Here is a 23,207-nt window from a genome sequence, read left to right as displayed (position 1 = left end):
CCGGCCCGGCGACGCGGTTCAGTCCGGCAGCAGCCGCACGACGGCCCGTTCCAGCCCCGGCAGGGCGCGCTGGCCCGCCAGGGCGAGGGCGATCGCGGCCACGACACCCGCCCAGGCGACCGGGCCGAGCGGGGTGCAGCCGAAGACCCGGCTGATGCCCGGGGTCTGGACCACGGCCACCAGGGCCAGCGCGGAGCCCAGCGAGGTGATCTGCACCAGGCGGCTGTCCCGCCGGTCGAGGAGCGTCTGCACGAGCTGGGTGCCCACCACCCCGCACAGCGCCATCGTGCCGGAGCGACGGGCGGTGCCCGGCGTGAAGCGGCCGATCAGCCAGGCCGTGAGCGCGCCCAGGCAGGTGGTCAGGGCCCGGTGCCGGATCTGCCGCAGCAGGGGGTCGCCCAGCACCCCGGCGGCCTCCTCCACGTGCCCCAGGTCCGCCTCGCCCTCCTTCTCGGTCACCGCCACCGCCATCGACGGGAACAGGTCGGTGAAGAGGTTCACCATGAGCATCTGCCGGGTGGACAGCGGCGCTCGGCCGGACAGCAGCGTGCCGAGGATGCCGAACCCGACCTCGCCCGCGTTGCCGCCGATCAGGATGGCGATCGCGTCGGCCACGCTGTGCCACAGCGCACGGCCCTCGCCGACGGCGTCGATCAGCACCGTCAGGTCGTCGTCGGTCAGCACGATGTCCGCAGCGTTGCGCGCGGCGGCCGATCCGCGCGCGTTGATGCCGACGCCGATGTCGGCGGCGCGGATGGCCGCGGCGTCGTTGGCGCCGTCGCCGACCATGCCGACGACCCGGCCCGCGTCCCGCAGTGCCTCCACGACCTGGAGCTTCTGCTCGGGCGCCACCCGGGCCACCACGCCCGCGTCCCGCAGCATCCGGGCCCGGGACGCGCGGTCGGCCGCGGCCAGCTCGTCGCCGGTGACCACCACGGTGTCCTCCGGCCAGCCCAGGTCGGCGGCGATGGACCGCGCGGTCTGCGGGTGGTCGCCGGTGAGCATGACCGGTCGTACGCCCGCGCCGTTCAGCCCGTTCACCAGCGCCGTTGAGGTCTCGCGGGGTACGTCGGACAGGGCCAGCAGACCGATGAACTCCAGGTCGTGGAGGGGCTGTTCGGGGACGTCCGACTCCTGTTCCGCCGCGTCGAGCCGCCGTTCGGCCACCGCCAGGACCCGCAGCCCGGACCCGGCCAGCGTGTGCGCGGACTCGGAGGCGTGCGCAGGCAGCCCGGTGCAGGCGGGCAGCACGGTCTCCGGGGCGCCCTTGACCACCAGGACCGCCGGGCCGTCCCCGCTCCGGCCGACGCCGACGGCGTAGCCGCGCGCGGCCTCGAACGGCAGGTCGGCGAGCTGGGTCCAGCCGGGGTCGGGCGGCGCGGCGGCCAGCACGGCCTCGTCGGTGGCGTGCACCGGCCGGTCGGAGCCGCCGTTCAGCCGCGGGCAGGCCCGCGCGGCAATGCGGATCGTCTCCTCGGAGCCGGCGTCGTCCACCGCGTGGACGGTGCCCCCGGCGTCGGAGGTGCGCACCAGCCGCAGCCGGTTCTCGGTGAGCGTGCCGGTCTTGTCGAAGCAGATGGTGTCCATCCGGCCCAGCGCCTCCAGGGTGCGCGGGGTGCGCACCAGGACGCCGCCACGGCTCAGCCGCCGGGCGGCGGCGAGCTGCGCCACCGTCGCCACCAGCGGCAACCCCTCCGGCACGGCCGCCACGGCCACCGCCACCCCGCCGCTGACCGCCTCGCGGATCGGGGTGCCGCGCAGCAGCGCCAGCCCGGTCACCGCGGCGCCGCCCGCCAGGGTCAGCGGCAGCGCCTTGCGGGTGAGTTCCTGGAGCCTGGCCTGGACGCCGCCGGCCGGGGGCGTGCGGGCGGCGAGATGGACGGCGCGGGCGGCCTCGGTGCGGTCGCCGGTGTCGACGACGATGGCCCGGGCCTCGCCCGCCACCACGGTCGTGCCCTCGAAGACCATGCACCGCCGGTCGGCCACCGCGGCGTGCGGAGTGGGAGCCGTCCGCTTCTCCACCGGCAGCGACTCCCCGGTCAGGGCGGACTCGTCCACCTCCAGGCCCTCCTGCCACAGCAGCCGGGCGTCGGCGGGGACCACGTCGTCCGTCTTGAGCTGGATCACATCGCCCGGCCGGAGCTTGCCCGCCTCCACGGTGCGGGTGCCGCCGGCCGGGGCCTCGGTCTCCGGCGGTACCAGGCGCGCCCTCTGCTTCTGCTCCGCGACCAGCCCGGACAGGGCCCGCTCCGCCCGCAGCCGCTGGATGCCGCCGACGAGGGCGTTCAGGTCGAGGGCGCCGACGACGAGCAGCGCGTCCATGACGGAGCCGAGGATCGCCGACGCGGCCGAACCGACCGCCAGGACCGGGGTGAGCGGGTCCTGGAGTTCGCTGCGGACGGCGCGGCCGAGCCGGTAGGTCCAGCGGGCGGGCGCGGCGGCCGGATGCCGGCCGACGCCCTCGGCCGCCTTGCGCATCCGGGCGGCCAGCGTGTCGGACCGGTCGCTCTCGGCGGCCGGTTCGCGGGCCAGCCGGTCCCGGGCCTGGTCCGCGTCCAGCTCGTGCCAGTGCACCCGGGGCCGCGGGTGCGGGGCGCGGGCCGCCGCCACGCCCAGTGCGGAGCGCATCCCGGACAGCAGGGCCAGGGCGGCGCCGGCGTCGACGGGTGCGTGCCGGAGCCCCGGCAGCACGGACCGGCGGCCGCGGCCGCCGCCGGACTCGCCGACGGCGACGAGCAGCCCGGACAGCGCGGCACCGGAGCGGGCCAGGGTCTGCGCCCGGTGCCCGACCCGGCGGGCGGCCGGGACCGCGGTCAGCACCCGCCACACGTCGGGCAGGCCGTGCAGGGCGAGGAGGTCCGCGCCCCAGACCACCGCTCCGTCCCGGTCGGTCAGGGCGAGCGCGACATCGGCGGCCCGCAGGGCGCCCAGGACGTCGTGCTCGTCGGCCGTGCGGACCCGGGCGACCACCAGGACGGCGCCCTCGTCGCCACGCGCCTCGTACACGACGTCGTCCAGCGGCCGGCGGGCGTCGACGACCTGGTCGGCGAGGCCGGTGAAGTCCTCCAGGGCCGGGTCGTCCACGAGGACCACCCGGAGTCCGGCCCGGCGGGCCGCGTCCAGCACCGGTTCGGCCCACGGGTCGGCCTCGCCGTCCGCGGTGCGCAGCGCGCTGGGGTGCAGGACGACCGTGCCGGCCATCTCCAGCTGGCGCAGCCGTTCGGGGGCGCGGACCAGCACGCCGGTGCGGGCCAGGGCGGCGCTGAGCACGGCGTGGAAGGCGGCGGGACCGTAGCGGGCGGCCTTCGGGGAGCCGGCCAGCACCGCTTCGGCCGCCTCGGCGCCGTCGTGCTTGACCATGAGGGTGGCCGCCGCGCCCAGGAGGCTGCCGGCGGACGCGTGGGCCGCGTACTCCTGGGCCGGGGAGACGCGCAGCGGGGGGCGCGGCGGGCCCTGCGCGGCGAGGCTGACGCGGCCGGGGGCGCACAGCTGGTCGTGCACCGTGTCGAAGGCGGCCGAGCGGGCCACCGTCTCGGCCACCTGGCAGGCCCGCAGGGCGCCGTCGAGCACCAGGGAGGTGGGGGTCTGGCCGGCGCCGTGCACGGCGGCGTTGGCGCAGGTCAGCAGGAGGTCCATGCCGGTGTCGCCGAGCCGGGCGCGCAGCCACGCGCGGAAACGCGGGTTCTCCCGCAGGAGGGTCACGGCCGCGGTCGCCACCCGGGGGGAGGGCGGCAGCCGCAGCGCGTACGCGGTCAGCGCGACCGCGATTCCGGCGCCGTCGACGGCGAGCGTGGTCAGCGCGGCGCGCACTCCGGCCGGGTCGGCCGGATGCGTGGTGTCGTCCACGCCTCCGTCCGCCAGGGCGAGCCCGTGCCGCTCGGCGAGGCCGGCCGCGTGGTCCAGGACGCGGTCGAGGGCCTCCTCCCCGGTCGCGGTCACCACCAGGCGGGCGAGTCCCTCGTCCCAGTAGGCGACGAGGACGTCGGGGTGGTCCGCCAGCGCCTCGGCCATCCGGCGCGCCAGGTGCCCCGTGCCGCCCGCGCACCGCGCCCGCGCCTGTTCCAGCGGTCGTACCGCCAGGTGGGTGCGGGCGCCGGACCGCCAGTGGCCACCGGAGCCGGGCAGCGCGCTGCGCGCCACCCGGCCCACATGCGCGGCGGCGTCCAGGCCGCGTACGCCGGCGCGCGCGGTTCCGGCAGCGGCACCGGCGGCCAGTCCGGCCGCCGGTGCCGCCGCCCGCGCGAGCAGGCGTGGCGCCGCCGACATCCGGCGGACGGCGGACGACGGCGCTGTCAGCAGACCGGGCACATGCCCTCCTCAGAGCGTGGTGCGATCGGGGCGTGCGGTGGGTCCGAGGGGACCGGAGGACGTCCTGCCCGCGGACGCGCGAGCACCGTGGGAGGCCTCGGGCGGGCTCGGTTCCGCCGTGTGACCGGGCTGCTTGACCGGCCCCGGCGTCACGGTGCCGGCCGGTGCCGGGGTGTCCGCGGGGGTCCCGGTGCCGGCCGCCTGGCCGGGCTCGGGGCTCCCGCCGCCGGCCCTGAGGGCCGCGGTGCCCAGGTCGTGCGCCGGTTCCGCGGCCGGGGCCGCCTCCCCGGTGCCCGTCGGCTGCGGGGGCCGGGGCTGGGTGAGCCAGGCCACCGCCGCGCCGGTCAGGGCCACGGGCCACTCCACCACGCCCGCGGCGCCGAGCACCCCTGCTCCCGCGTAGACCGCCATGCGTCGGCCGCGGGGCGAGACCGCGCCGACTTTGTCCAGTGTTTCCTCGGCGGCCCTGGTCACCGTTCCGGCGCCGGGCACCCTGCGCAGTACCGAGGCCGCGCCGCGCAGGGGCGCCGTGAGGGCCGACGACTTCTGCTCAGCCATGACTCTCCTCGGGTGAGATCGTCTTGCCTGCCCCACCGAGTGCCCGCGACCATGCTGGTCATCCCCTCATTTCGTAGGGAAACCACCTTTTCCAAGGAAATGCCACGAATCCTCTGAGCGCCACCCGCCCCGCCCGTCAGGAGGTGCGCCGGAACAGCGCCGCCGGCACGGCCGCGGCGAGGACGCCGTACCCCTCGGGGTTGAGGTGCAGCCAGTCCCCGGCGTGCAGCGCGGGCCGGAGCCGGTCCGGCGCCCCGGGGTCCCGTACCGCCCGGTCGAAGTCGATCACCGCGTCGAAGTGGCCGGGGGTGCGGATCCAGGCGTTGACGCGCTGCCGGGCGGTCTCCCGCTCGCCCGCCGGATCGTCGTACAGGGTGCTGCCGCCGAACGGGGTGAGGGTCGCGCCGTAGACCCGTATGCCCTGGGCGTGGGCGCGGACGACGACCTGCCGGTACCCGGCGATCAGGTCGTCGGTGACCGCGCGCTGGGCCTCGGGGGTGGCGTCGGCGGTGCCGATGTCGTTGACGCCCTCGAAGAGGACCAGCCAGGCCACGCCGCTGCGGGAGAGGACGTCCCGGTCGAGGCGGGCGAGCACGTTGGGGCCGAGCCCGTCGTGGAGGACGCGGTTGCCGCCGGCCGCCTGGTTGAGGACGGCGATGTCCGAGGTGGCCGGGTCGCGGCGCAGACGGTCGTAGAACTGGTCGGGCCAGCGGTCGTTTCCGTTGGTGGTGGAGCCGCGTCCGTCGGTGAGGGAGTCGCCGACCAGGGCGACCGCCTCGGTACGGCCGGGCGCCAGCACCTCGACGTCGCTGAGCAGGTACCAGTGGTCGACGGCGGTCGCGCCCGGGAGGTCCTGGTCGCGTGTGTGGTCGCCGTGCGTCAGGTACGACGTGGTGCGCGAACCGGGGTGGGAGGTGAGCGCGAGCGACGCCTGGCCGCGCGCGGTGTACGCCGTCACCGTCAGCTCGGACCCGGCGCGCAGCTCGAAGTCGAGGGGGTCGGAGACCATCTGGGCGCCCACCGGGACGGTCGTGGAGTCCCGGCCGGCGAAGGTGACCCGGCGCAGGGTCCCGGGTTCGACCGCGCTGACCCCGGCCCTGCCGTCGCGGGGCAGGGCGACGGTGACGGCGGTCAGCGGCAGCGGGGTGTCGCCGTACGCGTTGGAGAACCGCAGCCGGACGCGGCGGCCGCCGGCGGTGACGCGCACCGTCTGCCGCAGGGTGGTGTCGGCGAGCACCGACTTCTCACCGGTGTACGGCGCGGGCGGCAGGTTGGCGGGCTCGGTCAGCTGGGGCATGCCGGTCCAGGTGTTCACCCAGTGCCGGCCGGGGCCCGCCGCGGGGGTGGCCGCGGCCCCCCGTTTGACCAGCGCCGTGAGCGCCGAGGCCGTCACGGCGAGGGCGAGGACCAGGACGCAGGCGCCGAGGACGGTGGCGAGCGGTGTTCTGCTGGGCGGCTTCACGGAGACCTTCCGGGGATGCGGGGCGACGACGGGTGCGATGTGCGGTGTGACGCGTGGGGCTGTCCGGGGCGCGGGTGCGCAGGGGCGCGCACCGGGGGCTCATGCCGCTCCGGCGCGCACCCGGGTCATCGACCGGCCGTGCACGCACTGCCGTTGAGGGTGTACGCGGCCGGTGCCGCGCTGTTGCCGGTGTGCGTGGCCTGGTAGCCGATGGTCACGCTCGCGCCGGGGGCGAGGGTGGCGTCGTACGGCGTGTTGGTCGCCGTCACGGTGCCGGAGGCCGGGCTGTAGGTGGCGTTCCAGCCGTTGGTGATGGTCTGGCCGGCCGGGAGGGTGAAGCCGAGCTTCCAGCCGTTCAGCGCGGTCGTACCGGTGTTGGTCACGGTCACGGAGGCGGTCAGACCGGTGTTCCAGGCGCTGACGCCCGCCGTGACCGCGCAGGCGCCGGCGGGCGGTTGCGGCGTGGTGGTGCCCCCGTCGAGACCGAAGAAGGCCAGTGCCCGGGAGGCCATGCCGGGGCCGTAGAGGTTGTGGCCGACGCCCTGGAGGCTGATCGCCTCGACGGGGGCCCGGTCACCGGTGGCGCCGTAACGGGTACGGGTCCAGCCGGAGACGGGGGTGTCGGTCGCGGCCGGGGTCTGGCCCACACCGAGGACGTTCGTCCACTGCTTCACCTCCTCCCCGAAGTTCGGGTAGCGCAGGGTGTCGTCGGCGGTGCCGTGCCACAACTGCATCCGGGGGCGGGGACCGGTGTAGCCGGGGTAGGCGGCGCGCACCAGGTCGCCCCATTCCTGCGGGGTGTGGGTGACGGTGCCGCCGGAGCAGGCGCTGTTCCACTCGGAGCCGTCGGTGGTGGCGAAGCAGCCGAAGGGGACCCCGGAGAAGGCGGCGCCCGCGGCGAACACGTCCGGGTAGTCGCCGAGCAGGACGTTGGTCATCATGGCGCCGGAGGAATTGCCGGTGACGAAGATCCGGCCGGTGTCGGCGGCGTAGGCGCGGGCCGTCCAGTCGACCATGGACCGGATGCCGACGGGGTCGCTGCCGCCGTCGCGGCGGAGCGCCTGCCGGGAGGAGACGTCGAAGCACTTGCTGCCGCGGGTCACCGACGGGTACACGACGACGAACCCGTACCGGTCGGCCAGCGAGGCCCATTCCGTGCCGGAGTACATCGCGGAGGCGGAACCGCCGCACCAGTGCACGGCCACCACGACCGCCGGGTGGGCGGTGACGTCGTCCGGCACGTAGAGGTACATCCGGAGGTTGCTGGGGTTGGCGCCGAAGCCGGTGACCTCCGTGAGGGCGGCCGTGGGGACGGCCCGCTCCCGGGCCGTGGCCGCGGGCGAGGCGAGGGCCAGGGCCGCCATGAGCGGCAGGAGAGCACCCAGGAGGGTGACAAGTGCCTTGCGGAGACCGGTTGTCGAGCGGTGCGGTGAGCGGTGCGGGCAGCGGTGCGGTGTGGGGGGCACGTCACTTGTCCCTTCGGATCGCGGCTCGTGCGAGGGCGCGCTGCGTGCGCGTCGTGCGAGGAACACCCGGCATCGTGGCATGGACACGCAGTTCATGGAAGCGCTCCCACGGCACTTCTCCGGTGGCCGGAACCGCGCTGCGCGACCTGTTGACTAGAAAGCGCTTGCACTCTACGGTCCGTTCATCAGCGTGACCGATCGACGCCCACAGCGGCTGTCGACGGCCACGGGACCCGCACATGCGTTCCGCGTGACGTACAGCATTCACGTATACAAACACCCCCCCCCCACAAAGAAGGGACGCACCCGCATGCGCAGCAAAGGAGTTACCGGCGCGGCCGGAACGGCCGTCGCCGTGGCGGCTGCGGCCGTCCTCGCCCTGCCGCAGCCGGCCGGTGCCGCCGAGTCCGCGCCGGTCGGCTACGGCGCCGGCACGACCGGCGGCGGCAGCGCCCCCGCGGTGACGGTCTCCACCCTGGACGCCTTCAAGGCGGCCGTGACCGGCGGTTCCGCGAAGGTGGTGAAGGTGAACGGCCTGATAGCGCTGAGCGGCCAGGTCGACATCGGCTCCAACACCACCGTGCTGGGCGTCGGTTCGTCCTCCGGCTTCACCGGCGGCGGACTGCGCCTGAAGAAGGTCGGCAACGTCGTCATCCGCAACCTGAACATCAGCAAGGCCGTCAAGACGGACGCCCTCACCGTGCAGGCTTCCACGAAGGTGTGGATCGACCACAACACGCTGTCCTCCGACCGCGACCACGGCAAGGACTACTACGACGGCCTGGTCGACATCACCCACGGCTCCGACCAGGTCACGGTGTCCTGGAACGTCTTCAAGGACCACTACAAGGGCTCACTGGTCGGCCACAGCGACAACAACGCGGCCGAGGACACCGGACACCTGCGGGTGACGTACCACCACAACTGGTTCGCCAACGTCAACTCCCGCATCCCCAGCCTGCGTTTCGGCACCGGGCACTTCTACGACAACTACGTGGTCGGCGCGGAGACCGCCGTGCACTCCCGCATGGGCGCGCAGATGCTCGTCGAGAACAACGTGTTCCGTGACACCCAGGTCGCCGTCACCACCAGCCGGGACAGCGACGTCGACGGATACGCCGTCCTGCGCGGCAACGACCTCGGCGGAGCCGCCACCGAGATCTCGCAGGGCGGTTCCTTCACCACCCCGCCGTACGGCTACACGGCCGAACCCGCGTCCGGAGTCGTCGCTTCGGTGACGTCGGGCGCGGGCGCGGGGAAGATCTGACCCCCACTCGGAAGAAGGCATTCGGGACATGACCTCATCAGCACGCCCGCGCGGTCTGCTGGGCGGCCTGGCCGCCCTCGGACTGATGCTTGGCATGATCATGACATCAGGCGCACCGGCGGGCGCCGCCACCTGGCCCAGCGCCAGCGGAAGCCAGGCGGTCTCCGCCACGATCTCCGTGTCCGGCACCAAGGACTACGGGATGAAGCGGCTGTACGGCACCGGCGACCTCGGCAGTGACAGCCAGGACGAGGACCAGGGCCCCCTGCTGGAACTCGCCCCCGGCACGGTCCTCAAGAACGTCATCATCGGCGCCCCCGCCGCGGACGGCATCCACTGCCTCGGCAGCTGCACGCTCCAGAACGTGTGGTGGGAGGACGTCGGCGAGGACGCGGCCACCTTCCTCGGCTCCTCGTCGTCCAACGTCTACACCGTCAGCGGCGGCGGGGCGAAGGAGGCCGGCGACAAGGTGTTCCAGTTCAACGGCGCCGGCACGCTGAACGTCTCCGGCTTCGCGGTGAAGAACTTCGGCACGTTCGCCCGCTCCTGCGGCAACTGCAAGACGCAGTACAAGCGGACGATCAACCTCAGCGGCATCGAGGCGACCTACAAGGGCAGCAAGCTCGTCGGCATCAACACCAACTACGGCGACAGCGCGACCCTGAGGAACATCACCATCGTCGGGGACAGCGGCAAGAAGATCGTTCCCTGCCAGAAGTACACGGGCAACAACACCGGCAAGGAGCCGACCACGAACGGCTCGGGCCCGGACAGCACGTACTGCAAGTACTCCAGCTCGGACCTCACCTACAAGTGATCACCGGCTGCGAGTGATCGCCGGCCGGACGCCCGGGGTGCCACCGTCACCCCGGGCGCCCGCGCGGCGCGTGGGGCGCGGTGAGCCGGACGTGTGCGCCGCGCTGGGCCCCGGACCGCCGAGGCGGGCCGATCCCTCCGGGTGGCGTGCGGGGCGGTGAGCTGAACGCCCGCGTCGGGCCGCGCCCCTCGGCGCCCCTGGGGGGCCGTACGCGGACGCGAGCCCCCGAACCGCGTCTCCGCTGGCGCGCACGGTCAGCCGGACACCCGCACCGGCCCCCACCTCCCCGGAGCCGTCCGGCCACCGGGCCCCTGGCCATGCGCGGACACGAGCCCCGTCCGAGTCGTTCCCCCAGGTGACGTGCACAGCGCGCTCAACCAGACGCCCGGACCTACCCGCGGCCTCCTCAGGACCCGGCCAGCCAGCCGGTCACCCGCCCGAGCAGTCGTCGAAGGCCGATCCCACAGGCTGGCCCGCACATCGCGGGGAGCCGGACGCCCACGCCACCCCCCGCCACCTCGGGACCATCCCTCAGCGGACCGCCGGCCACGCACGGACACTAACCCCGCGGCAGACCGCTCCCGGAGGCCCGCACAGCACGGTCAGCCGGACACCCGCACCGGCCCACACCCCCGCGGAGCTGCCCCCATCACCGGACCTCTGCCATGCGCCCGCACAAGCCTTGCCCGAGCCGTCACGGCAGGACAGTCCCACAGGCCGGCCCGCACACCGCAGCGAACTTGACGCCCACGCCGGCCGCCGCGGCAGCCCGCTCCCCCGAAGGCCCGCACAGCGCAGGGCCGGGCGCGCGCCGGCCCGCGTCTCGTGGGTCGTCCTCGACGCAGCCGCCGGCCACACCAGCCCCGCTCGGAGCGCCCCGGCACCCCGCGGGGCCGTGCGGTCAGGGTGCGTCGTCCGGTTCCGGTGTGCCCAGGGTCGTGGCCAGTTGCCGCCGGTAGTCGGCGTAGGCCGTGCGCAGGTCCTCCCCCGGCCAGTCGCAGGGCAGCAGCGCGGACGGCAGGACCGGGTCGGTCAGCAGGTGCCGGACGGCCGCCGCGTAGGCGGTGAGCCGGACGGCCGGGTGGTCGGCCCCGGTCGCGCGGGCCAGCAGGGAGCGCGCGGTGGCCGCCCAGTCGGTCAGCGGCCAGAGCCGGGCGGCTAGGTCGCGCGAGGGCTCGTCGGGGCGCGCGGTGCACGTCAGCGCCACCTGCCGCACATCCCCCGGCAGGGGGCGGTCGAGGTTGGCCGGGCGCAGCCAGACGCCCTCGCGGAGCTCGGCCAGGCGCAGGGCGGTCAGCCGGGCACGCAGGTCGGCGCGTTCGGCGGGGCCGCGGCCCGTCGCCGTGACCACCACCATCTCCCAGTCGCCGTCCCACGCGCGCGTGCGGGGCCGTACGGCTTCGTCCTGGCGGCGCTGCCGGGCCAGCAGCCGGTCGCTGAGCCGGTAGACGGCGTCGCCGCGCCGCAGGTCGCCGGCGGCCACCATGCGGCTGAGCGCGGCCCGCAGTGTGGAGCCGCCGACCCCGAACGGCTCCACCAGCCGGACCAGGTCCTTCACCGGCAGCTGGGGCGGATGCACGCCGAGGAGCAGGCTCAGCACGACCGACCGGGCGGACAGCGGCCGCAGACCGGCGGCGTCCGCGTCCGGCTCCGCGGAGACGTTCATGCGCATGGCCCCGTACTGTACGTGCGTTGTCGTGTTGCATCATTGCTACAACCGCAGGAAGAGTGCAACATGCTGTCATGGCCTCGATTTCCGAGCAGACGCAGTCACAGTCAGAGTCACAGCCGCCCTCGCCGTCACAGCCGTCGTACGCCACGCACGACGTGACCAACCAGCCCCCGCCGCTCGCCCCCTACGACCCCTCCGACGACCCGGCCCTGCTGGAGGGGCTGCGCCGGGAGGGCGCGGGGTGGGCCGAGGAGCGCGTCCGGCGGCTGGGGGCGCGCGCCGGCAGCGCGGAGGCGCAGGAGTGGGGCGAGCTGGCGAACCGGTACGAGCCTGTGCTGCGCACCCACGACCGCTACGGCCACCGCGTCGACGAGGTGGAGTTCCACCCCAGCTGGCACCACCTGATGCGGACGGCGGTCGCCGAGGGCCTGGCCGGCGCCCCGTGGGCCGACGACCGGCCGGGCGCGCACGTCGCCCGGACGGCTGGCGGCTTGGTGTGGGGGCACACGGAGGCGGGACACGGCTGCCCCACGTCGATGACGTACGCCGCCGTACCCGCCCTGCGCGCACAGCCGGATCTCGCCAAGGTGTACGAGCCGCTGCTCACCAGCCGCGAGTACGATCCCCGGCTGCGCGTTCCGACGGAGAAGTCCGGGCTGCTGGCCGGAATGGGCATGACCGAGAAGCAGGGCGGCTCCGACGTCCGGACGAACACCACCACGGCCACGCCCACCGGGGAGGCGGGCGTCTACACGCTGCGCGGGCACAAGTGGTTCACGTCGGCGCCGATGTGCGACGTCTTCCTGGTGCTCGCGCAGGCTCCGGGCGGGCTGTCGTGCTTCTTGGTGCCGCGCGTCCTGCCGGACGGCAGCCGCAACACCTTCCGCATCCAGCGGCTGAAGGACAAGCTCGGCAACCGGTCCAACGCCTCCTCGGAACCGGAGTTCGACCGGACCGTCGCCTGGCTGGTGGGGCCGGAGGGGCGGGGCGTGAAGACCATCATCGAGATGGTCAACTGCACCCGCCTGGACTGTGTGATGTCCTCGGCGACCCTGATGCGCAAGACGCTGGTCGAGGCGGGGCACCACGCCCGGTACCGCAGCGCGTTCGGCGCCCGGCTGATCGACCAGCCGCTGATGCGCAACGTCCTGGCCGATCTCGCGCTGGAGTCGGAGGCGGCGACGACCCTCACGCTGCGGCTGGCCGGCGCGGCCGACCGCGCGGTGCGCGGGGACGCCGGGGAGCGGGCCTTCCGGCGCATCGCCACCGCCGTCGGCAAGTACTGGGTGACCAAGCGCGGCCCGGCCTTCACCGCCGAGGCCCTGGAGTGCCTGGGCGGGAACGGGTACGTCGAGGACTCCGGCATGCCCCGGCACTACCGGGAGGCTCCGCTGCTGTCGATCTGGGAGGGCTCCGGCAACGTCAACGCGCTCGACGTGCTGCGCGCCCTCGGCCGCGAACCGGACACCGCCGAGGCGTTCTTCGCCGAACTCGCCCTCGCGCGCGGGGCGGACACCCGGCTCGACGCGGCCGTGGCCACGCTGAAGCAGGACGTGGCCGGAACCGATCAGGTGGGCGCACGCCGGCTGGTCGAGCGGATGGCGCTGGCGCTCCAGGCCTCCCTGCTCGTCCGGCACGCTCCGCACCCGGTCGCGGACGCCTTCTGCGCGAGCCGGCTGGGCGGCGACTGGGGCCACTCGTTCGGCACCCTGCCGGCGGGAACCGACCTCGACGCCGTCCTGGAACGCGCCCTGCCCGGCCGGGACTGACCGCTGCACGCGCGCGTGCCGGGCGGTCGCGCCGGGTGGCCGGTCACCGACGGCGGATCGCACACAGTCAGCGCACGGTTCCGGTCCGTTGTCGGTGCCGTGGTGCACACTCCCCGTCAGGCGTCACTCGTCCGGGGGGACAGGGAGGACACGTGTGCACGGGGATCGACGAGGTCGACTGGGCCTCGCTGCGGCACGCGCGCGGCAGCGCGGAGGACGTGCCCGGGTGGTTACGGGCCCTGGCGTCCTCCGACACCGTCGAGCGGGCGACCGCGCTCGACGGGCTGTACGACGCGTTGCACCACGAGGGGAGGGTGTACGAGGCGACGCCGGCCTGCGTGCCCTTCCTGTTCGCGCTGGCGGCCCGCGAGGAGGTACCGGACCGGGGCTGCGTCGTGGAGCTGCTGGTCGGCATCGGCGGGGAGGGCGGCGGGAGCGCGGGCGCCGCGGCTGCGGCGGACGCGGCCCGGAGGGCGGTGCGTGCCGGCGCCGAGGCCTTCGTCACGCTCGCCGGGGACCCGGACCCCGCGGTGCGCCGGGCGGCGGCCGGGGCCCTGGTGCGCTTCCTGGACGACCCCGCGCGGGTCCTGGGGCTGCTGCGGCGGCGGCTCGCGGCCGAGCGGGACGACCACGTCCTGCCGGCCCTGACGGAGGCGCTCGCCCTGTTCGCGCACCGGCACCCGGCCCTCGCCGACGGCGCGCTGGACCTCCTGGCCGAACAGAGCGCGCCCCCCTACGCGCCGGGCCCGCGGCTGGCCGCACTCGGCCAGCTGGCGCTCCACGCGCCCGTCCGGCTCCCCGCCGACCTGGTGCCCACGGCGGTCCGGCTGCTGCACGAGCGGTCCGCGCGGCACCGGCCGGCCGCGGAAGGCTCCGGCACGGACACCCTGGTGCGCCGGATACGGCGGCTGCGCCCCTCGGACGAACAGGGCGCCGTCCTGCTGCGCACCCTGCACCTCGCGCTCGGTGACCGGGTGGACGACCGGATCGCCCTGCTCACCGGTCAGTTGACCAGTCCGGACCCGGTGGACCGGTGCAACGCCGTCTGGATGTCGGCGGCCCTGTTCCGCGGCTGGCGCGGCGCCTACGGCACGCCCGTCCGGCTGCTGGGCGCCCAGCTGAGCACCGATCAGGACCGCCTGCGGGACGCGGCGGTCTCGGTCCTGGCGGAGCTGTACACGCTGGCCGCGCCCGCGGCGGACGACCTGCACGCGCTGGTGAGCACCCGGCCCGACCTGTGGACGCACCGCTGGGAGCGCGGCTCCCCCTCGCTCGGCGGCCCGCTCAAGGCGCTGGCCAGGACCGGCGACCGGCGCGCCGTCCCGGCCCTGGCCCAGCTGCTGGCCGGTCCGGCGGCGCCCCTCGCGCTGGGCCGCGAAGCGGCGCACCTGGGCCGGGCCGCGGCTCCGCTGGCCCCCGCGCTGAGACTCCGCCTCGGCCGCCTCCCGCTCGCTTCGCCCGCCGCCGCCCGGCTCGCCACCCCGCTGCTGACGGCGATCAGGGCCATCGGCGACAAGGAGGCCGTCCCCGAACTGGTACGGCTGCTCTCGGGTGCCCCCGACGGCCTGGGGGCGCGGGACGCGGTCGCGGGCCAGGTGATCGAAACGCTGGCGGAACTGGGCGCCGCCGGGCAGACGGCACCGCTCCTGCGCCGACTGCTCCGGACCCGGCACGCGGCCACCGCGGCGGGCGCGCTGTGGTCGGCGGACGGGGACGCCACCGCCGTACTGCCCGTCCTGCTGCGGGAGTCGGCGCGGGACGATCCGGGCGCCCGGCGCGCCGCCGTCCGGCAGCTCGGCAGACTGGGGCCGGCCGCGCGCGCGGCGCTGCCCGGGCTGCGCCGCCTCGCCCGGTCCGGACCGGTGCCGGAACGCATACCGGCCGCGTGCGCGCTGTGGCGCATCGCCGGGGACCCCGAACCGGTCCGCCCGGTCCTCCGGTACGCCTGGACGGCGGACCCCCGCGCCCGTGTCCCGATCGCCCGGTGCCTGACCACGATGGGCCCGGCCGCCGCGCCGCTGCGCGACCTGGTCACCGCAGAACTGACCCACCCCCGCCGGCACACGGCCGCCGAGGGCGCGTACGGCAGCCGTGACATCCCGGACGACGAGGAACTGCTGAGGAGGTGCCGGGAGGTGCTGGCGGTGCTGTGAGGGCCGCCGTACGGGCCGGTCCGCCGTGCGAGGTGAGGAGCCCCGCGACGCGCTACCGTCCGGCCCGTCTCCCCACGAAGGAACCGCTGAGGAGGTGCCGGGAGGTGCCGGCGGGGCTGTAGGACCCGCCGGACGGGCCCGGTCCGCCGGGCGAGGGCGATGAGCCCCGCGACGCCGGCCGATGAGCCCTGCGACGCGCTACGGTCCGGCTCGCTCCCCCGGGCCGTGGAGCGGACCGTCGGCGGCAGCCGGAAGTCCGACCCCGCCGGAGCGGCCCCGCGGGGTCAGACCGTCCGGCCCCACTGGGGGCCCAGCCGGGCCCATTCCGTGTCCCACGCCTCCATGCGCCGGTGTTCCAGACGACTGCGTACGGCCAGGCCGGCGACGAGGGGCACGGCGGCGGTGCCGGCGCCGACCAGGAGGCCTATCACGGTGAACCGGAACGCGGCCTCGGAGGCGGTGGTGGGCCGGGAGACCAGGTGGCCTTGCGGGTCGGTCCAGACGGTGACGGGCGTACCGGACTTGCTGCCGGGCTCCACCCGGACCCGGCCGGTGTGGGCGGAGCCGTCGGCGGCCGTCCAGCGGACCTCGGCCCAGACCCGTTCCCCGGCGGAGGCATGGCTGCTGTGCGCCGGGGACTTTCCCGGAACCCGCGTGACGACCCGGGCCACGGTGGGCCGCGAGGTGGCCCGCTCCCGGGCGAGTCCGTGCTCCACCGAGCCGGCCGCGGCGAGTCCGGCGAGCACGCCGGCCAGGACGGTCAGCAGACAGGTGCCGAGCACCACCCAGGCCTCCACGACGTCGGCCCGGCGTCTGAGCGGGTTGCGCCGCCAGCGCCACAGCCACACCTTCGGACCACGGAACGCCTTCAAGGGCATCCTCCTCACGAGCGCACCGACCGGCCGGACCGCCCTCCCATACGCGGGAGACCGCTCCGTTGCTCACGACGAGCCGTCTCCCCGACGGTCGCACGAGACACCCCTTCCGCGCAGGCACATGCCGGAACGGGACGGCCTGTCTAGGCCGCACCCCGACGACACAGGCGCTGACCTGGGCCGACACGCATTCCGGGGGGAGTGTCAGTGGTGGGGTGCACACTGGCCGGTATCTATCGGCTATCGGGACAACGGCGTCCCGGAGGTGATCGGCATGACCGAGGTACTGCTCGCGGTGGGCACCCGCAAAGGCCTGTTCATCGCGCGGCGGAGGGGCGACGGCCCCTGGGAGTTCGACGAGAGCCCGTATTTCAACGCGCAGGCGGTCTATTCGGTGGCGATCGACACCCGGGGCGCCCGGCCCCGGCTGCTGGCGGGCGGTGACAGCGCGCACTGGGGTCCGTCGGTGTTCCATTCCGACGACCTCGGCCGCACGTGGACCGAACCGGCCCGGCCCGCCGTGAAGTTCCCGAAGGAGACCGGCGCTTCCCTGGAGCGCGTCTGGCAGCTGCACCCGTCCGCCGCCGAGCCCGACGTGGTGTACGCGGGCGCGGAACCGGCCGCGTTGTACCGCTCGGAGGACCGCGGTGAGACGTTCGAGCTGGTCCGGCCGCTGTGGGAGCACCCCTCGCGCCCGCAGTGGGTGCCGGGCGCGGGCGGCCAGTGCCTGCACACGGTGCTCACCGACGCGCGCGACCCCGGGGTCGTGACGGTGGCCGTCTCCGCGGCGGGCGTGTTCCGCACGACGGACGGCGGCGCCAGCTGGTCGCCGTCCAACTCCGGTGTGTCGGCGGTGTTCCTGCCGGATCCGGACCCGGAGTTCGGCCAGTGCGTGCACAAGATCACCAGGGACCCGGCCGCCCCGGACCGCCTGTATCTCCAGAACCACTGGGGGGTGTACCGCAGCGACGACGCGGGCGCGCACTGGACCGACATCGGCGAGGGCCTGCCGTCGACGTTCGGCTTCGCGGCGGCGGCGCACCCGCACCGGGGCGACACGGCGTACGTCTTCCCGATCGCCGCGGACGCGGACCGGGTGCCCGCCGGGCGCCGCTGCCGGGTCTTCCGGACGACCGACGCGGGCCGCGGCTGGGAGCCGCTGTCCAAGGGGCTGCCGGAGGAGGACCATTACGGCACGGTCCTGCGGGACGCCCTGTGCACGGACGACCGCGACCCCGCCGGGGTGTACTTCGGCAACCGCAACGGCGAGGTGTACGCCTCGGACGACGACGGTGACAGCTGGCGACTGCTGGCCGGGCACCTGCCGGACGTGCTGTGCGTACGGGCGGCGGTGATCGGCTGACCGACCGTCCGGCCCCGCCCCGGAGGCGGACAGCGGCGGGACGCCGTCCGCTGCCGTGATCCGGCCATCGGTTGATCGCCGACGGGTGTACGGCAGTAGGGTGACGCCCGTGGCACCACGACCCTTGCATGAAATCGTCGAACCGGGCTGGGCGAAGGCCCTGGAACCCGTCGCCGGACGGATCGCCGAGATGGGCGATTTCCTGCGCGCGGAGATCGCCGCGGGGCGCACCTATCTCCCGGCCGGACCGAACGTCCTGCGGGCCTTCCAGCAACCCTTCGACGAGGTACGGGTTCTGATCGTGGGTCAGGACCCGTATCCCACACCGGGGCACGCGGTGGGCCTGTCGTTCTCCGTGGCACCCGACGTGCGCCCGCTGCCGCCCAGCCTGATCAACATCTTCCGTGAACTGACCGGCGACCTGGGGCTGCCCCAGCCGTCGACCGGGGATCTCACCCCGTGGACCGAGCAGGGCGTGCTGCTGCTGAACAGGGCGCTCACCACCGCGCCGCGCAGCCCGGGCGCGCACCGCGGCAAGGGCTGGGAAGAGGTCACCGAGCAGGCGATCCGGGCCCTCGCGGCACGCGGCAAGCCGCTGGTGTCCATCCTGTGGGGCCGTGACGCCCGCAATCTGCGTCCGCTGCTGGGCCGTCTGCCGGCGGTGGAGTCGGCGCACCCCTCGCCGATGTCGGCCGACCGCGGCTTCTTCGGCTCGCGTCCGTTCAGCCGGGCCAACGACCTGCTGATCCAGCAGGGCGGACAACCGGTGGACTGGCGCCTGCCGTAACCGGTCCGGCACGGCCGGGCGGTGCCTCCGACCAGTGGTTCCGTGCCGGTTCCCGGTCGACGTCCGGCACACTCGCCGGGCACGCGCCTCCTACAGGCGTCTCCCCGGCGTAACTCATCAGACAAAACAGGACGGATACCGCTCACCTGCACCCTCCCCGAACGGCGGAGACCAGGAAGCCAGTAACATGCGGCGCCATGAGCTCCCCCACTGGACCCGCGTCCGGCCTGCCCGTACGAATGCCGCGACCCCGCCAGCCCGGACGGCACCGCCGTCCGGAACCGCTGGTGGCTCCCGAGGGCGCGCCCGCGCTCGTCCTCGCGGTGCCCGGTGTGCCCAGCACCACCACGCGCAGCCTCGCCGAGGAGGTCGTGAGCATCGCCCGCTCCGAGCTGCCCGGCCTCGACGCCCGGATCGGGTACCTGGACGGGGACGACACCGAGTTCCCGGCGCTGCGTTCCGTGCTGGCGCGCGCCGCCGAGGAGCGCACCGCGCGGTATGAGCAGGCCGTCGCCGCCGGGGTCGAGGGGATCAAGGAGCCCGACGGCCCGGTCGCCGTCGTCGTCCCGCTGCTGGCCGGCCCGGACAGCGCGCTGCTGCGGCAGATCCGTCAGGCGGTGATGGACAGCCGGGTCGCCGCCGACCTGACCGATGTCCTCGGTCCGCACCCGCTGCTCGCGGAGGCGCTGCACGTGCGGCTGTCGGAGGCGGGCCTGGCCCGCGCCGACCGCGCCCGGCTGTTCACCGTGGCCACCGCAGCGGACGGCATCATCCTGGCCTCCGTGGGCGGCGAGGAGGCCGTCCAGGCGGCCGGGATCACCGGCATGCTGCTCGCCGCGCGTCTGGCCGTGCCGGTGATGGCGGCGGCCCTGGACCAGGAGGGCTCCATCGCCTCCGTGGCCGAGCAGCTGCGTTCCGCCGGCTCGCAGCAGCTCGCCCTGGCCCCGTACCTGATCGGCCCGGAGATCGACCCGGCGCTGCTGGCCGGGGCCGCCGAGGAGGTGGGCTGCGCCACGGCCGAGGCCCTCGGTGCCTACCCGGCGATCGGCAAGCTCGCGCTCGCCAAGTACACGACGGCGCTGGGCATCGCCCCGCAGCAGCCGCAGAGCGCACCGGCCCGCTGACGCCCCCGGCACCCGGGTCCCTCGGCACTCGTACGACACAGGGCCCGCTCCCCTCCGGGAGCGGGCCCTTCGCCTTGGCCGGGGCGTCGGCGCGCCCGGGGACGCCGGCCGCCTCACCGGGCCGGGCGACGGCACCACCGGTCCGCGGCGCCCGCTCAGCCGAAGACCACGCACGAGGCCGCCGGAACCCGTACGGAGCCGTCGTAACGGGGGACGCCGGTCAGCCTGTCCACGGCGAACCAGGTCACGTCGCCGGAGCGCTCGTTCGCGGCGTAGAGGAAGCCGTCGTGCTCGGCCAGCGCGCGCGGCCAGCGCCCGCCGCAGGGCACCGTACGGATCAGCCGCAGCCCGTCCGTCTCCACGGCGAGGACGGACAGGACGTCCTCGCCGCGGGTCGCGACCCACACGAAGCGGCCGTCGGGTGAGACGACGATCCCCGACGGGTAGGCGTCGCCGGCGGGTGCGCCGGGCAGCACGGGCACCTCCGTCAGCGGCTTCAGGGAGCCGCCCGCGGCGTCCCAGCGGCACACCGTGACCGTGGGGGTCAGCTCGTTGACCACGTAGGCGTGCTCGCCGTCGGGGTGGAAGGCGAGGTGGCGCGGCCCGGAGCCGGGACGCATCGCGATCTCGCGGTGCACGGCGGGGCTGCCGTCCACGAGGGTGCACACGCGCACCGAGTCGGTTCCGAGATCGACGCTGACCGCCCACCGTCCGCTGGGGTCGGGCCGCACCTGGTGGGCGTGCGGGCCGCGTTGGCGCCGGTCGTGCGGTCCCGAGCCGGTGTGCTGGAGCCGTCCGGAGGGCGCGCCGGCGAGCGTGCCGTCCGGGCGCAGGGGGACGGCGGTGACGCTGCCGCAGCCGTAGTTGGCGGTCAGCACATGTCCGTCGTACAGGCTGAGGTGGGTGGGGCCGCTGCCGGCCACCGGCACCGGGGGACCGGCGGGTTCCGGCCGTCCCCCGGTGACGCGGTAGGCGGCGACGGCGCCCTCGGCCGTCTCGCTGACCGCGTAGAGGGTGTGCCCGTCCGGTGACAGGGCCAGGTAGGAGGGGTCGGGTACGTCCTGCACGGCGGAGACCAGGGTGAGTGCCCCGGTGTCCGGTGCGACCTCCGCTGTCACCAGCCCCGGGCCGCCCGCCGCCGTGAACGATCCGATGAACGCCCGGCGCCTGCCCGCCCTGCCGTCCTGTGCCACCGCTGTCCCCTCTCGGTCGAGCCGTCGAGCCGGTCCGGGGCCGACGGTAGCAGTCGATCACGCGAGGTCTAGACCAAGATGCGGGAGTCGCGGCGTGGTTCTTCCGGGAGTCGGCGCACTTCCCTGCGGAGTGGGGCGCACTCGGTTCTCGTGCGCCCCGCGTCGCTCACGCCCCGGCCGGCCGGGAGCCCGACGGCGTGCGCAGCGGCTCGGCCAGTTCGGCGAGGGCGCGTTCCAGCCCGTGCAGATGCGCCAAGGCGGGTTCCGCGGGCGGTTCGGCGGGGCGGTGCGACGGCTCGGCACGGCCTTCGGTGAGGGCCTCGACCGCGGCTTCCACACGCCAGCAGGCGGCGGCGAGGCGGGCGTCGTGGGAGGCCACCGGGTCGGCGGCGACCGCGACCAGGCCCCGGATCTCGCGGGCGCAGTCGTCGAGCAGCGCCAGGACCCGGCGGGCCCGCGCCTTGCGTGCCGGCATCGGGTTCAGCGGGTGCACCAGCGGCGCCACCGAGAGCCGGACCCGGCCGAGCGACTGCTCCAGTTCGGCCACGCGGGGCGCGGGGTCGGCGGTGGCGGAGCCGGCGAGGCGGGCGGCGGCCTCGGCCGTGCAGGCGTGCACGCAGCGCAGGGCCCGCTGGATCCAGGCGTCGGTGGTGGCGTGCGTGGTGACCGGCAGCACGAACAGGACGGCGAGCGCGGCGCCGAGCGCCCCGACACCGGTCTCGACGAGCCGCAGCGCGAGCAGTCCGGGGCTGAGGACGCCGAGGAGGCCGTACAAGGACTCGGCGAGCAGGGTCACCCAGAGCATCATCCAGGTGTAGGAGACGGCGGCCGTGTAGAAGATGCCGAACACGGCGACCGCGACGAGGACGGCCGTCGGCAGGGGTGCGCCGTGCACCGGGACGGCGATCAGGAAGCCCAGGCAGATGCCGATGACCGTGCCGAGGACCCGGCGGAAGCCGCGGACCAAGGTCTCGCCGCGCGAGGTGGTGTTGACGAAGATCCACCATGTCGCACCGACGGCCCAGTACCAGCGCTGCCCGGACACCAGCTGGCCCACGACCAGCGCGAACCCCGCGCCCGCGGTGGCCTGGACGGCCTGCCGGGTGGTCACCCGGGCCAGCCCGGTCCCGGCGGGCGGGGCCGGGACGGCGGCGGCCGGCGGCAGCCGGCGTTCGTAGCACCACACGCCGAAACGCACGACGGCGGCGCTGAGCACGGAGAGCAGGACGGCGGCGTACAGCTCGGGCAACTGTCCCGGGATGGCGTGCAGGAACTGGGCCACGAAGAACGTCATGAAGGCGAACACGCCGAGGCTGTGTCCGCGCGGTCCCCACCGGCGGGCGTGGACGCCGGCGCCGACGACGGCCAGGAAGGTGAGGTCGCGGGCGACGGGGTGGTCGTGCAGCCCGGCCGCGACGGCGAGCACCGGCACGCCCACGACGGGCAGCAGGGCGGTGGTGACGGCCTGTCCGCGCACGGTCGGGTCGGAGACGGTGAACAGCGCGAGCAGCGCGGCGAGACCCCCGGTGACCGCGCCGGCGAGGGAGTGCCCGGCGAGTGCGCAGACCACCACCGCCAGTCCGATGCCGAGGACGGCCCGCGCGGCGAAGCGCAATCGCGCCCGTCCCGGGTCCGGAGCCGCGAACATCCTCTTCAGCACTGCTGCCCTCCCCTGGGTGCATGGGTACACCGGCACAGAAAAGGCGCCGCGGGGTTCCGCAGCGCCATCGACACCTCCATGAGAGCATCACGGAGGTCACTGGCTCAAGCAGGACGCTCATCGCTGAGCCATTGGTATGGCGTCAGCTCAGCACGCACGCCCACCGGAATGCCAACGTGCCAGGTGGGACGGCACACCCGTCACTGGAGCACCTGGACCATTGGTACAGTCGTCCATCATGGCCGTGGACGCACTCGACACCCGCATCCTGCGGCTGCTCCTGGAGCAGCCGCGCACCAGCGTGCGCGAGTACGCCCGCATCCTCGGCGTGGCCCGCGGCACGCTCCAGGCCCGGCTGGACCGGATGGAGCGGGACGGCGTGATCACCGGCACGGGCCCCTCCCTCTCCCCCGCGGCGCTCGGCCACCCGGTGGTGGCCTTCGTGCACATCGAGGTCACCCAGGGCCACCTGGACGACGTGGGGGACGCGCTGGCCGCCGTACCGGAGATCGTGGAGGCCTTCTCGATCACCGGTGGCGGAGACCTGCTCGCGCGCGTGGTGGGCCGGGACAACGCGCACCTGGAGGACGTGATCCAGAAGCTGATCAGCATCCCCGGCGTGGTGCGCACCCGCACCGAGGTGGCGCTGCGCGAGCGCGTCCCGTACCGGCTGCTGCCCCTGGTGGAGTCGGTGGGCCGGGCGGCCCGCGCCTGACGCTTGGCATCCTGGACG

The 23,207-nt window shown here is 75.1% G+C and carries 16 protein-coding genes; 8 read left to right on the top strand and 8 right to left on the bottom strand.

The window, feature by feature from the left end:
- Nucleotides 1–18 precede the first annotated feature (18 nt).
- From ACZ5DC_RS35200 to ACZ5DC_RS35185, 4 genes are all read right to left on the bottom strand, one after another.
- Nucleotides 19–4,266: an HAD-IC family P-type ATPase gene (locus ACZ5DC_RS35200; RefSeq protein WP_468659812.1), complete on the bottom strand. Its 4,248-nt coding sequence runs from the start codon at nt 4,264–4,266 to the stop codon at nt 19–21.
- A gap of 51 nt (nt 4,267–4,317) precedes the next feature.
- Entirely contained in the window at nt 4,318–4,866 is a 549-nt protein-coding gene (locus ACZ5DC_RS35195; RefSeq protein ID WP_468659662.1) for a hypothetical protein, read from the bottom strand.
- Nucleotides 4,867–5,002: 136 nt separating this feature from the next.
- Entirely contained in the window at nt 5,003–6,328 is a 1,326-nt protein-coding gene (locus ACZ5DC_RS35190) for an SGNH/GDSL hydrolase family protein (protein ID WP_468659660.1), read from the bottom strand.
- 125 nt (nt 6,329–6,453) lie between these two features.
- Complete coding sequence (locus ACZ5DC_RS35185; RefSeq protein WP_468659658.1) at nt 6,454–7,692, bottom strand: extracellular catalytic domain type 1 short-chain-length polyhydroxyalkanoate depolymerase; 1,239 nt, start codon at nt 7,690–7,692, stop codon at nt 6,454–6,456.
- A gap of 412 nt (nt 7,693–8,104) precedes the next feature.
- On the opposite strand from ACZ5DC_RS35185, the gene ACZ5DC_RS35180 reads away from it, so the two are divergent.
- Both ACZ5DC_RS35180 and ACZ5DC_RS35175 read left to right on the top strand, forming a co-directional pair.
- Entirely contained in the window at nt 8,105–9,061 is a 957-nt protein-coding gene (locus ACZ5DC_RS35180) for a pectate lyase family protein (protein WP_468659656.1), read from the top strand.
- Nucleotides 9,062–9,089: 28 nt separating this feature from the next.
- Nucleotides 9,090–9,878 carry a pectate lyase gene (locus ACZ5DC_RS35175; protein WP_468659654.1) on the top strand — a complete coding sequence of 263 codons (789 nt, stop codon included), beginning with the start codon at nt 9,090–9,092 and terminating at the stop codon, nt 9,876–9,878.
- A 901-nt stretch (nt 9,879–10,779) separates the two neighbouring features.
- On the opposite strand, the gene ACZ5DC_RS35170 is transcribed toward ACZ5DC_RS35175, so the two are convergent.
- Entirely contained in the window at nt 10,780–11,550 is a 771-nt protein-coding gene (locus ACZ5DC_RS35170; RefSeq protein WP_468659652.1) for a PaaX family transcriptional regulator C-terminal domain-containing protein, read from the bottom strand.
- A 71-nt stretch (nt 11,551–11,621) separates the two neighbouring features.
- On the opposite strand from ACZ5DC_RS35170, the gene ACZ5DC_RS35165 reads away from it, so the two are divergent.
- Nucleotides 11,622–13,319, top strand: coding sequence for an acyl-CoA dehydrogenase family protein (locus ACZ5DC_RS35165; RefSeq protein ID WP_468659650.1), 1,698 nt, complete (start codon nt 11,622–11,624; stop codon nt 13,317–13,319).
- Nucleotides 13,320–13,471: 152 nt separating this feature from the next.
- The gene (locus ACZ5DC_RS35160) at nt 13,472–15,472 is read left to right on the top strand and encodes a HEAT repeat domain-containing protein (RefSeq protein ID WP_468659648.1); all 2,001 of its coding nucleotides are present in this window, start codon (nt 13,472–13,474) and stop codon (nt 15,470–15,472) included.
- Nucleotides 15,473–15,756: 284 nt separating this feature from the next.
- On the opposite strand, the gene ACZ5DC_RS35155 is transcribed toward ACZ5DC_RS35160, so the two are convergent.
- On the bottom strand, nt 15,757–16,350 hold the full coding sequence (locus ACZ5DC_RS35155; RefSeq protein ID WP_468659646.1) for an Rv1733c family protein: 594 nt from the start codon (nt 16,348–16,350) through the stop codon (nt 15,757–15,759).
- A 271-nt stretch (nt 16,351–16,621) separates the two neighbouring features.
- Between ACZ5DC_RS35155 and ACZ5DC_RS35150 the strand changes: the two genes are divergently transcribed.
- The 3 genes from ACZ5DC_RS35150 (at nt 16,622) to ACZ5DC_RS35140 (ending at nt 19,621) form a co-directional block, all read left to right on the top strand.
- A complete protein-coding gene (locus ACZ5DC_RS35150) occupies nt 16,622–17,710 on the top strand; it encodes a WD40/YVTN/BNR-like repeat-containing protein (protein ID WP_468659644.1) in 1,089 nt (362 codons plus the stop codon).
- A gap of 109 nt (nt 17,711–17,819) precedes the next feature.
- Nucleotides 17,820–18,497 (top strand): uracil-DNA glycosylase, encoded by a 678-nt coding sequence (locus ACZ5DC_RS35145; protein WP_171158729.1) that lies wholly within the window; start codon nt 17,820–17,822, stop codon nt 18,495–18,497.
- Between the two features lie 197 nt (nt 18,498–18,694).
- On the top strand, nt 18,695–19,621 hold the full coding sequence (locus tag ACZ5DC_RS35140; RefSeq protein ID WP_366751599.1) for a sirohydrochlorin chelatase: 927 nt from the start codon (nt 18,695–18,697) through the stop codon (nt 19,619–19,621).
- 155 nt (nt 19,622–19,776) lie between these two features.
- Here ACZ5DC_RS35140 and ACZ5DC_RS35135 read toward each other — a convergent pair whose 3' ends face one another.
- Both ACZ5DC_RS35135 and ACZ5DC_RS35130 read right to left on the bottom strand, forming a co-directional pair.
- Nucleotides 19,777–20,814 carry a lactonase family protein gene (locus ACZ5DC_RS35135; protein WP_468659642.1) on the bottom strand — a complete coding sequence of 346 codons (1,038 nt, stop codon included), beginning with the start codon at nt 20,812–20,814 and terminating at the stop codon, nt 19,777–19,779.
- Between the two features lie 166 nt (nt 20,815–20,980).
- Nucleotides 20,981–22,474 carry an FUSC family protein gene (locus ACZ5DC_RS35130; RefSeq protein WP_468659640.1) on the bottom strand — a complete coding sequence of 498 codons (1,494 nt, stop codon included), beginning with the start codon at nt 22,472–22,474 and terminating at the stop codon, nt 20,981–20,983.
- A 238-nt stretch (nt 22,475–22,712) separates the two neighbouring features.
- Between ACZ5DC_RS35130 and ACZ5DC_RS35125 the strand changes: the two genes are divergently transcribed.
- Complete coding sequence (locus ACZ5DC_RS35125; RefSeq protein WP_468659638.1) at nt 22,713–23,189, top strand: Lrp/AsnC family transcriptional regulator; 477 nt, start codon at nt 22,713–22,715, stop codon at nt 23,187–23,189.
- Nucleotides 23,190–23,207: the final 18 nt, after the last annotated feature.

The organism is Streptomyces sp. NPDC031445 (assembly GCF_055581365.1).
Note: the sequence above shows the minus strand (reverse complement) of the source record. Positions and strands in the feature narration are given on the sequence as shown.